Here is a 13,167-nt window from a genome sequence, read left to right as displayed (position 1 = left end):
CCGGACGCCCGCCCGGCGGGTCTCACGCTCCAGCCTTCACTCCACGGGCCACTCGTGCACGGGCAGCCCTGAAGCAGCATGCTCCATGTATCGCTCCAGCATCGCCGCCAGCGCATCCTGGCGCGGCATCTGAGCCTCCAGGCGGGTCAGCATCTGCCGCTGCCAGCGCGCGCCCGTGCGCCGCAGCTCGACGCGCTTGGAGATGATGTCCAGCATCCGGTCCGCCTCATCGGCCTCCACGCCCGCCGACAGGAGCCCTCGCCGCGCCACCGGGATGAGCTGACGCAGCAGGTCCACCACGGGCGTGACGCGCGGGCTCGGCGCGGACTCGCCCGGCCACAGCAGCTCCGCGTCCAGCCCCCGCCGCGACGCGCGGATGAAGTTGCCCGCCGCATGCGCGAAGGGCAGCGCCGGCAGGAGCGCGTCCATGCGCTCGGCCAGCCCGAGCGTCAGCCCCAACACGAAGGCGCCGTTGGCCACCATGTCCACGACGGTGGGACCCGCGGGCAGCGCGCGCAGCTCGATGCGCAGGTGGCCCGCGTCCTTCGGGTCATAGACCGCGCGATTCCAGGACCACACGGTGCCCTGGTGCAGGCGCAGCTCCTCCAGGCCGGGCACTCCGCCCTCCGCCACGCGGTCCAGCGCGGACTCCTTGCCCACCACCGGCAACAGCGGCGGGTGCAGCGCCACCGCCTCCGCGAACAGCTCGTACGCACCCTCGCGAGCCCACCCGTGGCCGAACGTCACGCGCGCATGGGGCTGGAAGCCACCCTCGCCCGGCTCGCCCCGGTCATCCATCGCCTGACGGAACAGCGCCACCCGCGTCTCGTCCCAGAGCTTGCGCCCCAGGAACAGCGGCGAGTTGCCGGAGACGGCCAGCGCTGGCGCGGTGGCGAGCTGCGCGGCGTTGTACAGGCGCGCGAAGTCCTTCGGCTTCACGCGGAGGTGGAACTGGAGCGACGTGTTCGCCCCCTCCAGCGTCACGTCGTCCCACGCGAGCTTCAGCGCCTCCTCTTCACCGTTGATGGCCACCTGGAAGGGCGCGGTGCGCCGCTGGCGGATGGCCGCGTTCAGCGCGTGGTAGCGCGTCTGGGCGGTGAGCGCGTGGGGGCCCAGGTCCGCCACTCGCAGCGTGGGGAGGATGCCAATGGCCACCACCCGCGCGCCCTGCGTCGCCGCCGCGCGCCGCACCTCTCGCAGCGAGTCCTCGAACTCCGCCTGGAGCGCGGTGAAGGGCCGGCCCGCCAGGGGACCCGGGCTCAAGTTCACCTCCAGGTTGAAGCGGTCCACCTCCAGCGTCACGCGCGGGTCCTTCGTCTCCGCCAGCACCCGCTGGTTCACCGGCAGCGGAAAGCCCATCGAGTCGACGAGGAACAGCTCCAGCTCCGCGCCAATCGTCGTCGGCCCCTCACCGAAGCCCGGCCGCGCCAGGAGCGCGCGCAGCGCCTCCAGGTTCTCCGCGAGCCGCTGCGAGAACCGCGCGTGGTCTTCCGGAAGAAATTCCTCCTGCTCAATCGCGAGACCCATGGCGGGACAAGCTGTGCACGGTCGCCCGCACCGGCAGCGCTTGCCAGGGGCTCGCCGGGCCGCCCGCCGGATATCCCAGGTGGGAGGCTTCGGCAGCCCCTGCCCCTTGCCCGCGCGGCCCCGGGTGACGCCGGCCCGGGTGTGTTATCTGGAGCCCTGGCCATGCCGTCCGACACGCCCACCAACCTCTACGACTTGACGCGGCCCGCGCTGGGCGCGCTGCTGTCCGACTGGGGCTTCCGGCCCCACCACCGCGACGTCTTGTGGAGCGGGCTGTACCGTCAGCAGGCGCGAGCGCTCGACGAAGTGCAGGGCCTGCGCGCGGACCTGCGAGACACGCTGCGTGAGCGCACCCGCTTGAGCCACCTGGCCACGCACCACGAGGCCTTCAGCTCCGACGGCTTCACCCACAAGCTCCTGCTGCGTCTGGAAGACGGTCAGACGATTGAAACCGTCCTCATGCGTTTCAAGGGACGTGCGACGGTGTGCATCAGCACCCAGGCGGGCTGCGCCATGGGTTGCGTCTTCTGTGCCACGGGGCAGATGGGTCTTTCACGCCACCTCACCCCGGGCGAAATCGTGGGGCAGATCCTCCACGTGCAGCGCATCCTCCGCGAGACGGGCGAGTCGCTGCGCAACGTCGTCCTCATGGGCATGGGCGAGCCCTTGCACAACTACGACAACACCCTGGCCGCGGTGGATGTCCTGGTGGACCCGCTGGGCCTGGCGATGGGGCCGCGCTTCATCACGCTGAGCACGGTGGGCGTGGTGCCCGGCATCCGCCGGCTCGCGGACGAGGACCGGCCCGTGCAGCTCGCCGTCAGCCTCCACGGCGCCACCGACGCGGAGCGCGCCGCGCTGGTGCCCGCGGGACGTCGCTGGCCGCTGGACGAGCTGATGGACGCGTGCCGCTACTACATCGCCCGACGCAAGCGCCGCATCTTCTTCGAGTGGACGCTCATCGCCGGACGCAACGACACGTCGGAGCACGCGCACACGCTGGGCGCGCTGTTGGGCGGAATGGACGCGCACGTCAACGTCATCCCCCTCAACCCCACGGTGGGCTACGACGGAGACCCGAGCCAGCCCGCATCGGTGCGCGCCTTCCAGGACGTGCTGATGTCGCACGGTGTCCCCAGCACCGTGCGTCAACGCCGGGGCATCGACATCGACGCGGGTTGTGGTCAGCTCAAGTCCACCGTGGAGCGACGCTCCCGCCGTTCACTTCCCACCAGCCCATGAGCGGGGGGCGGGTTGGGCGCGCGCATGTCAGCCACGCCCGTTAACGTGCGCCGTCGGCGAATGCGGTCCCGGCCCCACACCTGATTTCGCAAGCTTGTGTCGCTGGAGGACACCCGCGAGGTTTCCGCGGGGGGCCTCTTGCACGCTCCATGGCCGTGGGCACATTCTTTCCATCGGCTTCTCAGGGGAGGTGGGCGATGCTTTCCATCCACGAGCACGCAACGACGGAAGAAGCGAGCAGCGATCTTCTCGACTTCATCCTCCAGCCGTCCAACTGGCTCGCGGTCATTCGTCGGGAGACAGACCCCGCCGCGTGGCCTGGGCAGAACACGCTCTATCAGCGGCGCGTGGGCGCGTTGCGCATCTGCGCATCCGTCGACGTGTCCGACGGGCTGGAAGTCTCGCTCCACATCGCGTTCCGCGCGCCGGGCCTCACGCCGGTGAAGGCCGCGGACCACCTGGAGAGCTTCCTCAAGCAGCGGCTGCCGCTGACGCCCAACTCCGAGTGGCAGGTGGAGGTGGACGAGCGCCGGTGGATCCACTTCTCCCGGCGCTACGCGGCCTCGCACCTCACGGCGTGAGCGGCTCCATGCGGTAGTGGCGCAGCGGCTGCGCCACGTTCTTCACCGGCGTCTCCGTGAGCGCGCCGAAGCGCAGGCGCTGGACGAACGGCTCTCGTGAGCCCACCAGCGCCTCCCGCGCGCTCGCCATCACCAGCGTCTCCCGGAAGCCCGCCAGCGACTGGAGTCGCGCGGCCTGATTCATCCCACTGGAGAACGCGGTGTACTGCCGGTTGGGGCCGAAGAGGCCACAGTTGGCGTTCGCCAGGTTGACGCCGACGGCGACGCCCAGGCCGGGCAGCTTCACGCGCTCGCACAGCGCCACCACCTCCTCGCGAGCGCCCAGCGCGGCGGTGAGCGCCTGGATGTCACACGCGGCGCGCACGGTGGCTTGCGCGCGCTCCACGCGGCTGGACTTGAAGAAGGGCGGGCCGAAGAGGCCGATGACGCAGTCGCCGACCATCTTGTCGAACACGCCGCCGTGCTCCCAGATGCTGTCCACGGCGCGCGCGCTCCACTCGTCCACGAAGCGGGCGATGCTGCGCGGGCTGTCGAAGCCGTGCTCGCAGATGCGGGTGAAGCCGTTGATGTCCGCGAAGAGGATGCCGACCTCCTGGTCCTGCGCGCGCAGGTGCTGCGCGTAGTTGGGGTCCTGCAACAGCGCGTCGATGATGGCGTTGGGGAAGAACTGCGACAGGTGGATGCGCTCGCGGTTGTAGTCGAGCAGGCGCTGGCTGAGCGTGGAGGCCAGGACGCGGATGAGGTCCATGGCGTAGGCGGAGAAGCCCTCGTCGCAGGAGACCGCGATTTTGCCCAACGGCTCGCTGGTGGCGGCGCCGGAGATGAGCACGGCCTCCGTGGTGCGGCCGGGGAGCAGCTGGTGCAGCGCGGAGACCTCGGAGGCCAGGAGCCGGTGGCCGTACTGGCGCAGGGCCTTCTCCAAATCCGGGCTGGGCTGCTCGCCGCTCTCGAACTCCAGGTGGCCGTGGCGGTACATGCGGTAGTGCAGCACCTGGGCCCGCACCGCGTCGCGGTAGAGCAGGAGGAAGGTGGGCAGGCGCACGCGCTGGGCCAGCGTCAGCACCGCCTGGTCCATGCCCACCTCGAACACGGGGTTGGCCAGGTGGGCGTTGCACTGGATGATGAGCTGGTGCTTCTCCGACGCGGTGTGGACCATGCACAGCACCGTGTCGAGCTGCTCGGCGATGGTGTCCAGCACGCGCAGGGCTCGCGCGGAGGCCTCGGGTGACGTGTGGTCTCCCTTGAAGACCATCCCGAAGGAGCCCACGCGGTCTCCGGCGACGTCGAGCGGCTGGGTGACGAGCGTGTCGGCGCCCAGGCGTCGGGCCCCGGAGGCGCCTTCCAGCAGGGGGCCAGGGAAGTCCTCGCCCCAGTCGCCCTCGGTCCAGGTCTGCACGCGCAGCTCCTCGTCGCGCGTCGTCAGCGCCACGGCGCGGGCGCCGGTGAGGGCGAGGATGGGCGGGAAGCAGCGGCGGAAGGACTGGGCGAGGTTCTCTCGCTCGCGGAGGCTCTCTTCCAGCAGGTCATCCACGGCGCGCTGAAGGGCGCGCAGCGCCTTGTACTCTTCCAGGCTCAAATCCGTGGACGGCGGTGCGTGCGGCGGATGCGTCATGAGCACTTTCTACCGCCATGAGCGCTGGCTGTCACAGGGCCGGCGTCTGGGGCTGTCCTCCCACCACCTGGCCCCCGGCCACTTCAATGAGCCAGTAGCCCTCGTGACCGGCCTCGGTGGAGGACCCGGCGCCGAAGATGTGGGGGCGCTCGGCGGTGGCGGGGTGGTGGTAGCGCTGGTGGATGTGGCCGTGGAGCACGGCGTAGCGAGGCCCTGGGAGCAGGCGAAGCAGGGCCTGGGCGTCGCGCAGGCCGTGGTGCCAGTGGTCCGCCTGGCCCTGGCGGGTCAGCGGGGCATGGTGGACGACCACGAACACGGCGCGCCCCTCCAGCCGAGAATCTTTCAGCAAGGCCTCCAGCCCCGCGAGCTGCGCGTCGCCGATGACACCGTAGGACAGGCCCGGAGTGGGCGGGACGCGGGCGGACAGCAGGCCCACCACTGCGGCCTCGGTGCCCACGAGGCGCACGAAGGGGAAGGCGCCTTCGCGGCGATACTCGGGCAGGTCGCTCTCCAGCAGGTGGCCGAAGTGGCTCGCGAAGCGGCCCTTCTTGTGGCTGCCCGGCGTGTAGACGTCGTGGTTGCCGGGGATGATGGTGCAGCGGCGCGGGTCCTCCGCGAGGGGGCCCAGGGCTTCGCGGGCGCCCCGGAACTCGCTGTCGAGCGCGTAGGCCGTGAGGTCGCCGGAGAGGATGAAGTGGTCGGCCGCGTGGCGTTGCACCTCGCGGGCGATGGCGGAGAGGGCGTGGGGGGCGCGGGCGTAGCGCTTCGCGCGGCCACCCACGGTGAGCTCGGCCAGGGCGACCCAGCGACGCCAGCCGAGCCGGCGCAGGGGCAGCGCGAAGTAGTCGTCGGTGATGTGGACGTCGGAGCAGTGGATGAAGCGCATCGAATCTCCCGCCCGGGCAACGGCCGGCCGGGTGCGGGCATTCTCCCTGGATGCGGAGGGAGGGGAAGCGGCTTCTGCGTAGGAGGTGCTGCCCACCAAGCGTGCGCCATGACAGAAGGATGACGGAGCAATGGAGCCCACGCGACCATCGGCATGGTCGAACCCGGGATGCTGCATCCATGCTTCAGTCCTCCCATCGTGAGCTTGGCGGCAGGCCCGGCTTTCCTCCATCGCGGATGGAGGTAGGGAAGCTCTCCGGACTGCGAGTCCTGACGTTGCTCGCCTTGTTCGTCCACGCCCCGCGCGCCGAGGCCGATTCCATCGCACCGCTGACCCTCTGGCCCCTGACTCAAGAGGCAGAACTCGTCGTCTGGGCGGACGTGGAGAGAGTGAGTCCATTGCCACGGGTGGCCCATTCCGCGCCGCGGTTCCCGGACGACAGCGACGTCGCGACACTCAAGGTCCGGGAGACGTGGAAGGGTTCGGCGCAGCCGGGCGAGCACATCGACGTCCACTTCGCGTCGAACCTCGATTGTCCAACGCCCGCTCATTACGAACCCGGTCTCGCGGTCGTCGCGTTCCTGATGAAGCAGCGTGGCCAATGGCACACCGTGGCCTTGTCCTACGGAGCCCGCTATCCGGAGACTCCCTCGGAAGTGAAGGCCTTTCGCCGAGTGGTGACGGCGGCACGAGAGGCACAAGCCCTCAGGGTGCCGACCGGGAATGGCCAGGAGACACCCGAGTTCGAGGCGGCACGGCGGGACTGGCATGTGCTCGCCTCGCTTCATCCAGCGACGCGCTGGGATGGATTGTATGGGGCGACGCTGGGCCCCGGACTGACCCCAGCCCAGCGAAAGCAACTGGCTCGCGCGTTGGTGGAGCATCCGCCCTTCGACTCAAAGCTGCCGCAGATGCTCGCCGCGCTGCACGGCTACCCCAGCAAGGTCGTCGACAGGACGGCCGCGAACATCCTCGAAACACTCATCACCGAGAAGGGAGCACCCGATTGGGCGGGGTTCGCCATCGACCGGCTACGTGAGCGCTACGGCGAGAAGCCCGGATGGAGAAGACCCTGGTACGAAATCCCCTCAACCAACCTCGATGAATCCAAGGCCGCGAACGCTACCGAAGTGGCGCGAGACTGGCTGGCCTTCAAGAAACGCCACGGCCTGAAGCCCCGACCTCTTCCGCTTCCCCCACCCCGCCGAGTCCCTGGGCCAGGTGACGCTCCTTCCCTCTAGAGCCATCCCTCGGGTTCATGGAGGCCGTCGCGCGAGCGAGTAGGCTGCAATCTGGGCGGCCTCGTGATGAAAGCATGATGCAGAGATGGAGTCCGCGTGAGCGACCTGCGGGCGTGAAACGGGATGCTCCTGCGCCCCTAGGAGATGCCCCCATGCGTGAGCAATCACCCCGCGCACGTCAAACCGCGCCATCCACACCCGCCGCGTCGCGGTGGACAGTCGCCAGAACGACCTATCGATTTCTCGCCCTGGCACTGGTCACCGTGCTCAGCCATGCGCCCCAAGCCAGCGCCTCATTTCCTCCTTCGCCGCAAACGCTCTGGGAACTGACACACGAGGCCCGGCTCATTGTCTGGGCAGACGTCGAGAACGTAAGTGCGCTTCCGAAGTCCTCGGATGACCCCAGTCCGTGGGGGGACAACGCCCTTGCGACGTTGAAGGTTCGGGAAGCATGGAAGGGTTCGGGGAGCATCGGAGAGCACATCAAGGTGCTCTTCACGCCCGAGTTCCCGTGCAACACGCAGGTGCAATTCAGAGTCGGACTCAAGGTCGTCGCATTCCTCGAAAAGGTCCGAGGCCAGTGGTCGGCCGGGAGCCTGTTCTGTGGGACGCGCTTCCCAGCCAGCGACTCGGATGTGGACGCATATCGACGGGTGGTGACAGCGGCCCGGCAGGCTCTGGACCGATGGACTCAAGCACGTCTTGCGGGGGAGGCCCCCGACTTCGAGAAGGCGCACTGGGACTGGAGGGTGCTCGCTGCGGTCCATCCAGTGACACGGTGGGATGGCGTATTCGGTCTGGCCGCCGAAGAGTTCGACGCGGTCCGTTCCTTCTACAACCCGAGGGCTTCTCCTGACGACACCGCACGGGTCCGCGGCTATCGCGAGGAACTCGCTCACGACATCGTCGCGTTTCCCTCCTTCGACCCCACATTCGCGCTGTTACTCAAGCTCCTTCGCGGCTTTCCCAGCAAGGACGTCAACCGCGTGGTCGCGAATGTCCTCGAGACGGTCGCCACCGAGAACCCTCCACCCCACTGGGCCATCCTCGCCTTCGAGCTTCTGCGCGAGCGCCTCGGTGAGAGCCCCGCACCAGGAGTCACCCAGGTCTTCGTGCGCGAGTGGCCGGACTTCAAGCAACGTCATGGCCTGAAGCCCCAGCCCATCCACCCTCCAGCGAAGTAACCCGGTCCCTACTTCTTGCCGGGCCTCTTCAAGAGCCCGCCCAGGCTCTTGCGTGCCTGATTCACAGGGTCCTCGATGCTCTTCGGCACCATTCCGGGGAGCAGGCCCTTCGCGATATCCCCCGGACTCCCCGCGTTCACCATGGGCGCCTTCAATGTCCCGGTGATGGTGAGCGGAACGGACACCGGCGCCTTGAGGGGAACCGCGCCTCCCGTGAGGCCCGAGACGAACTCCTTGGACGCATCAATCGTCCCCTTGAGCTCCAGGCGTTGATCCAATCCCACCCGGCCATCCAGCGTCCCGTTGCCCAGATCCGACTGGAACGCCATGGGCTGGGTGAACGAGATCCAGCCATTCTTGACGCTGAAGCGCGCGGTCAAGTCCTTCAACTGCGTGCCCTGCCCCGCCTTCCGCACCGTCCCCGCCGCCCCCTTCTGCCCCAGCGCCGAGAGACCTTGCGACAGGACCGGAGCCACCGCGCCCCCAAGGTCCGCGGTCGTGAGCACACCGTTGCTCAGCCGCACGTTCCCGCGCCCCGTGACACCGTTGCGCACCCGCGCCCAGTCCAAGCCACTGCCATCGAGTTGGAGTTCCCCACTGGCGAGGCCTTGCAGCGACGACTGTCCGGACAACGCCTGAAAGGCCTGCGCGGTGTCCATGCCCTCCAGGTTCGCCTTCAGCGTCCACGCGGGCTGGGACTTCGTGAGGTCCACCTTCGTCCCCGTGAGGTCCGCTCGTCCTCCGTAGACCGTCGCCCCGCCCTTCTCGATGAGCAGCACCCCTTCGTCCAACTTCGCCTGCGCGTCCACGTTCGTCGCCTGGAGATTCCCGTGACGAAGCGTCCCGAGCTTGAGCGTCCCGTCCACCTCCACCTTTCCGAGCCGCGCTCGCACCGTGGAGGGAAGCGCGGTGGCAGTCGAGGTGGACTCCTTCTTCGGCTCATTGGGAAGCGCCCCGAGCAGGTGCTGCAGGTCGAGCTCCTTCCCCTCCAACGCAAACCGCACGCGCGGAGGTGCCATCTGCACCGAGGCCGTCCCCCCCAGGTCGACACCCGGCCCGGCGAGCGAGAGGCGCGTGAAGTTCACCTTCGTGGCCTTCAGGTGGTCGGGGTCGATGAGCGAGTTGAAATCGAACGCGCCGCTCGCCGGGTCACCTCGGAGCTTCAGCCCCTTCGCCGCTCCATGGCCCGTGAGGGCGTACTGCCCCTGCGGCTTCGTCGTCACCTCCGCGTCGACATCCACCAGGCCTCCGGTGAAGGACTCCGTCGCCGACGACGGAAGGAAGTCACGCACCGCGCTCACCGAGAGGTCCCTGCCGCGCAGCTTCATCGTCACCTTGGGCCAGGGCACACCGGGCCCGGGCTTGCCGGTGGGCAGCGGGTCGACCTTGAAGTCCATCTCCACGTTCTGCTTCGAGGCGGCCACCGCCGCTTTCAGCGTGCCCTCGAGCGGCAGGCCAGGCCCCACGTGCTTCAGGTCCGCATCGAGGTCCTGGAGCGCCACCGCGGCCGTGCCTCCCGCCGCTTGCCGGTCCGTCACCTGTACGACGCCGTTCTCAATCCGAAGGCGCTCCACGGAGGCCTCTGTCCCCTCTGTTCCGGACTCCTTGCCATCGCTGGGGGCTGCTGGAGCACTTCCGACGGACTCGTAGTTCCAGGTCCCATCGCCACGCCGGACCAGGTTCACCCGGGGCTCCTCGAGCTTCACCGAGCCCACGCGCACGTCCTTGCCGAGGCTTCGAATGAGCGGCCAGAGCTGCACGGTGGCCGTCGCGCGTGAGGCCTCCAGGAAGGGCGGCTCGTTCCCTTCGCCCTCGGCGCGGAAGTTCGTCATCGTGGCGCCGGGCTTCGGAAACCACTGGGCGTCGAGCTTCTCGAGAGTCACCTTGTGACCGAGGGCACGGGTGGCGGCCGTCTCCACCTGTCCGCGCAGTCGCTGCGCGAGCCAGGATGGATTGGCCACCAACACGCCGACAATCAGCACCAACGCCATGGCCACGACGCCGAGCGCGACCTTCAAGGCGCGATGACGGGAAGGGTCTCTCCTGTTCCTCGCATCCTGTTTCATCGCCCCAGATGATGAGCAGTCCCTGGCTCCGAGACGCCCCTCGGGAAGTGGGCCCTCCGCTGGAACGCCTCTGGCCTCGATGAGCGTGGGCGCGACACCTCGACCGCAGCGCCGCGAAACACGAGGACGGCCAGGCCATCGCGTCGGGCGCTCCAGGGGCTCCGTAGATTGAAGACCGATGGACACCGACGGCCCCGGTCACGCCGAGAGGCACCGAGCACCTTCGGCTCAAACTCATGACGACACGAGGAGACAGGCCATGGAACGACAGGACGGAGACCGATTGAGGTCCACACTCGCGAAGGTGACGGCCGTGCTCGCCATCATCGGCGCCATCAACTGGGGCCTGATTGGCTTCTTCAACTGGAACCTCGTGAACGCCATCTTCGGTGGCGACACGCAGGGCCAGGCGAGCGCTCTCTCCCGCCTCATCTACTGCATCGTGGGGCTCGCGGGATTGGCACTCGCACTCACCTTCCCATGGCGCCGCATGGAGGCGACGACCACCACGGGGAGCCCGATGACAGGCAGGAGGACCATCAGCGGGAGGACCTGACCTCCACATCGAAGCCGGGAGCACACGCCCTGCCCCACATCGGTGGGGCGGAGCGCGACTCTCGGCTCCGTGCTAGGAAATCGGTCGGTTCCTCCCCGCTCCGACCATGACGCGACTCGCGCTCCTGCTCTGCCTCCTCCTGGGTGCCTCTTCCATCGCCGCGCCCCAGCGCGCGCCTCGGAAGAAGGTGGCCGTGCTGCCCTTCCAGGCCATCTCAGGAGACGTGCCCGCGCGCGCGGGTCCACGACTCGCCGCGCGGCTCGCCTCGGAGCTTCATGGCATGGAGGGGCTGGCCCTCGCGGAGCCCCCCGTGACTCCCGTCTCCGACGCGCAAGCGGACGCACTCACCGCCGCGCGGGCCGCCGTGCAGGAAGCCGTCACCGCGCGCGCGGCCCGGGACTTCACCCGCGCGGAGTCCGCCCTCGGCCGCGCCCTGGCTGCCTATGCCGCGAACGCCACCCACCTCCAGGACGGCGCCGCGCTCGCGGACACGTACGCCCTGCGCGCCGCCGTGCGCTACGCCATCGGCCGCGATGAAGACGCCGCGAGCGCGCTCACCCACGCGCTGGCCGTGGCCCCAGGTCGCTCGCTGCCCCTGGCCGCCACCTCGCCCCTCTTCGCTCACACCGTCGAGCGCGTCCGCGCGGCCCACGCCACTCAACCGCGCGGCATCCTCCGCTTCGAGTCCTTTCCACAGGGCCTCGAAGTCATCCTCGATGGAGCCTCCGTGGGGACCACGCCCGTCCGTGTCACGCAGGTGCCGCCCGGCGCGCATCTGTGGCGCGCCACCCTTCCCTCCGGCGAACCCGTGGGTGGCGTCGTGGAGGCGCTCCCCGAGCGCGAGGTGACCACCACGATTCAGCCATCCGGCACCGGCGCCTCGGCCTCGCTGGCCCTCGCCCTCTCCGGCAACCACCTGGACGCCTCCGCGCTCCAGGCCGCGACGACGCTGGGACGCGAGTCGAGCGCGGACCTCATCGTGCTCGGCACCCTATCCCGCTCGGGCCTCGGGCTCGCGCTCGATGCCTTCGTGTTCGCCCCGGGAGATTCGACGCCTCGCCGACTCCCGCGCATCGCGATGGACCTGGAGCTGCTCGATGCCGGGGAGCCCCTGCGCGCGCTCGCGGCGCAGCTCGCCTCTCGCGGCGTGGAAGCGGGGCTGGCGGAAGCCGTGCCCTTGTCGCCCACGCCGGGTTCCTCGCGCGTCACTCGCGCCGCGCAGACGGTGTACGCCGTCCCCACGTCGGAGCCGGTGAAGCCCGCCGCGCCCGTGCCCACCCGCAGGCCCGTGGAACCCATCCGCAAGCCGCTGGTCCGGCCATGAGCGGCTTTCGCGGGCGCTTCGCTCCCAGCCCCACCGGGCGCATGCACCTGGGCAACATCCGCAGCGCGTTGCTCGGCTGGCTCCAGGCCCGCGCCGCCGGAGGCCGCTTCCTCCTTCGCATCGAGGACCTGGACCGCGCGCGCTGCAAGCCCCAGTACGTGGAGGACTTGATGGCGGACCTGCGCTGGCTCGGCCTCGACTGGGACGAGACACCCCTGGTCCAGAGTCAGCGCGACGACCTCTACAGCGACGCGCTCGCCACGCTGGAGAAGGAAGGTCTCGTCTACCCGTGTTTCTGCACGCGGGGCGAGATTGCCCGCGCCGCCAGCGCGCCCCACGGACTCTCCGAGGAAGGCCCCCGCTATCCCGGCACCTGCGCCCACCTCACCGTGGAACAACGCGTCGAGCGCGCGAAGACGCGAGCCCCCGCGTACCGCTTCCGCACCCGCCCCGGAGAGGTGCGCTTCATCGACGCGTTGATGGGTCCCTACGCGCAGGACGTGGACGCGGTGGTGGGCGACTTCGTGGTGCGCCGCAACGACGGGGTCGCCAGCTACCAGCTCGCCGTCGTCGTGGACGATGCGGCCACCGGCATCACCCACGTGCTGCGCGGTGATGACCTGCTGTCCTCCACGCCCCGCCAGCTCCAGCTCTACTCGGCGCTGGGTGAGCGGGCGCCTGACTTCCTCCACGTCCCACTCGTGAATGGAGAGGACGGCAAGCGCCTCGCCAAGCGCGAGGGTGCCTTCGCGCTCGCGGAGCTGAGGGAGCGCGGACTTGCTCCCGAGCGGGTGCTCGGCCTGCTCGCCGCGTGGAGCGGGCTGGGCGATGGGAGCCCGAGGACACTCGACACGCTGGTGCGAGCCTTCTCATTGGAAGCCCTTCCCCGCTCGCCCGTGGTGGCGCGCGAGGACGTGCTCATGGCGGCACTCGGCCTGCGGTGAGCCC

General features: G+C 69.5%; 11 protein-coding genes. 7 read left to right on the top strand and 4 right to left on the bottom strand.

Annotation, left to right across the window (positions count from 1 at the left end):
* Positions 1-36: 36 nt before the first annotated feature.
* The gene (locus ACN469_RS02345; protein WP_498763711.1) at positions 37-1,527 is read right to left on the bottom strand and encodes a glutamate-cysteine ligase family protein; all 1,491 of its coding nucleotides are present in this window, start codon (positions 1,525-1,527) and stop codon (positions 37-39) included.
* Between the two features lie 162 nt (positions 1,528-1,689).
* On the opposite strand from ACN469_RS02345, the gene rlmN reads away from it, so the two are divergent.
* Positions 1,690-2,769, top strand: a complete 1,080-nt coding sequence (gene rlmN / locus ACN469_RS02340) for a dual-specificity RNA methyltransferase RlmN (protein WP_498763709.1) — start codon at positions 1,690-1,692, stop codon at positions 2,767-2,769.
* A 197-nt stretch (positions 2,770-2,966) separates the two neighbouring features.
* Complete coding sequence (locus ACN469_RS02335) at positions 2,967-3,350, top strand: hypothetical protein (RefSeq protein ID WP_498763707.1); 384 nt, start codon at positions 2,967-2,969, stop codon at positions 3,348-3,350.
* Here the strand turns inward: ACN469_RS02335 and ACN469_RS02330 are convergent.
* Entirely contained in the window at positions 3,340-4,962 is a 1,623-nt protein-coding gene (locus ACN469_RS02330) for an adenylate/guanylate cyclase domain-containing protein (RefSeq protein WP_498763705.1), read from the bottom strand. The two genes, ACN469_RS02335 and ACN469_RS02330, sit on opposite strands and share 11 nt — an antisense overlap.
* A 31-nt stretch (positions 4,963-4,993) precedes the next feature.
* Positions 4,994-5,848, bottom strand: coding sequence for a metallophosphoesterase family protein (locus tag ACN469_RS02325; protein WP_498763703.1), 855 nt, complete (start codon positions 5,846-5,848; stop codon positions 4,994-4,996).
* Positions 5,849-6,027: 179 nt separating this feature from the next.
* Here ACN469_RS02325 and ACN469_RS02320 point away from each other — a divergent pair, with 179 nt between their 5' ends.
* Complete coding sequence (locus ACN469_RS02320) at positions 6,028-7,089, top strand: hypothetical protein (RefSeq protein WP_498763701.1); 1,062 nt, start codon at positions 6,028-6,030, stop codon at positions 7,087-7,089.
* 152 nt (positions 7,090-7,241) lie between these two features.
* Positions 7,242-8,273 (top strand): hypothetical protein, encoded by a 1,032-nt coding sequence (locus ACN469_RS02315; RefSeq protein WP_498763699.1) that lies wholly within the window; start codon positions 7,242-7,244, stop codon positions 8,271-8,273.
* Between the two features lie 8 nt (positions 8,274-8,281).
* Here the strand turns inward: ACN469_RS02315 and ACN469_RS02310 are convergent, their stop codons facing one another.
* The gene (locus ACN469_RS02310; RefSeq protein ID WP_498763697.1) at positions 8,282-10,339 is read right to left on the bottom strand and encodes an AsmA family protein; all 2,058 of its coding nucleotides are present in this window, start codon (positions 10,337-10,339) and stop codon (positions 8,282-8,284) included.
* A gap of 259 nt (positions 10,340-10,598) precedes the next feature.
* Here ACN469_RS02310 and ACN469_RS02305 point away from each other — a divergent pair, with 259 nt between their 5' ends.
* From ACN469_RS02305 to gluQRS, 3 genes are all read left to right on the top strand, one after another.
* The gene (locus tag ACN469_RS02305) at positions 10,599-10,895 is read left to right on the top strand and encodes a DUF378 domain-containing protein (protein WP_498763695.1); all 297 of its coding nucleotides are present in this window, start codon (positions 10,599-10,601) and stop codon (positions 10,893-10,895) included.
* A gap of 106 nt (positions 10,896-11,001) precedes the next feature.
* Positions 11,002-12,219: a PEGA domain-containing protein gene (locus ACN469_RS02300; protein WP_498763693.1), complete on the top strand. Its 1,218-nt coding sequence runs from the start codon at positions 11,002-11,004 to the stop codon at positions 12,217-12,219.
* Positions 12,216-13,163, top strand: a complete 948-nt coding sequence (gene gluQRS, locus ACN469_RS02295; RefSeq protein ID WP_498763691.1) for a tRNA glutamyl-Q(34) synthetase GluQRS — start codon at positions 12,216-12,218, stop codon at positions 13,161-13,163. Before ACN469_RS02300 ends, gluQRS begins: the two co-directional genes overlap by 4 nt.
* Positions 13,164-13,167: the final 4 nt, after the last annotated feature.

Source organism: Corallococcus terminator (genome assembly GCF_049194865.1).
GTDB lineage: Bacteria > Myxococcota > Myxococcia > Myxococcales > Myxococcaceae > Myxococcus > Myxococcus terminator_A.
This window is presented reverse-complemented; position numbering and strand designations above follow the sequence as displayed.

Excerpts from the sequence above, each read along its gene's own strand:
- ACN469_RS02345 (WP_498763711.1), bottom strand. The coding sequence starts at position 1,527 with ATGGGTCTCGCGATTGAGCAGGAGGAATTTCTTCCGGAAGACCACGCG.
- rlmN (WP_498763709.1), top strand. The coding sequence starts at position 1,690 with ATGCCGTCCGACACGCCCACCAACCTCTACGACTTGACGCGGCCCGCG.
- ACN469_RS02335 (WP_498763707.1), top strand. The coding sequence starts at position 2,967 with ATGCTTTCCATCCACGAGCACGCAACGACGGAAGAAGCGAGCAGCGAT.
- ACN469_RS02330 (WP_498763705.1), bottom strand. The coding sequence starts at position 4,962 with ATGACGCATCCGCCGCACGCACCGCCGTCCACGGATTTGAGCCTGGAA.
- ACN469_RS02325 (WP_498763703.1), bottom strand. The coding sequence starts at position 5,848 with ATGCGCTTCATCCACTGCTCCGACGTCCACATCACCGACGACTACTTC.
- ACN469_RS02320 (WP_498763701.1), top strand. The coding sequence starts at position 6,028 with ATGCTTCAGTCCTCCCATCGTGAGCTTGGCGGCAGGCCCGGCTTTCCT.
- ACN469_RS02315 (WP_498763699.1), top strand. The coding sequence starts at position 7,242 with ATGCGTGAGCAATCACCCCGCGCACGTCAAACCGCGCCATCCACACCC.
- ACN469_RS02310 (WP_498763697.1), bottom strand. The coding sequence starts at position 10,339 with ATGAAACAGGATGCGAGGAACAGGAGAGACCCTTCCCGTCATCGCGCC.
- ACN469_RS02305 (WP_498763695.1), top strand. The coding sequence starts at position 10,599 with ATGGAACGACAGGACGGAGACCGATTGAGGTCCACACTCGCGAAGGTG.
- ACN469_RS02300 (WP_498763693.1), top strand. The coding sequence starts at position 11,002 with ATGACGCGACTCGCGCTCCTGCTCTGCCTCCTCCTGGGTGCCTCTTCC.
- gluQRS (WP_498763691.1), top strand. The coding sequence starts at position 12,216 with ATGAGCGGCTTTCGCGGGCGCTTCGCTCCCAGCCCCACCGGGCGCATG.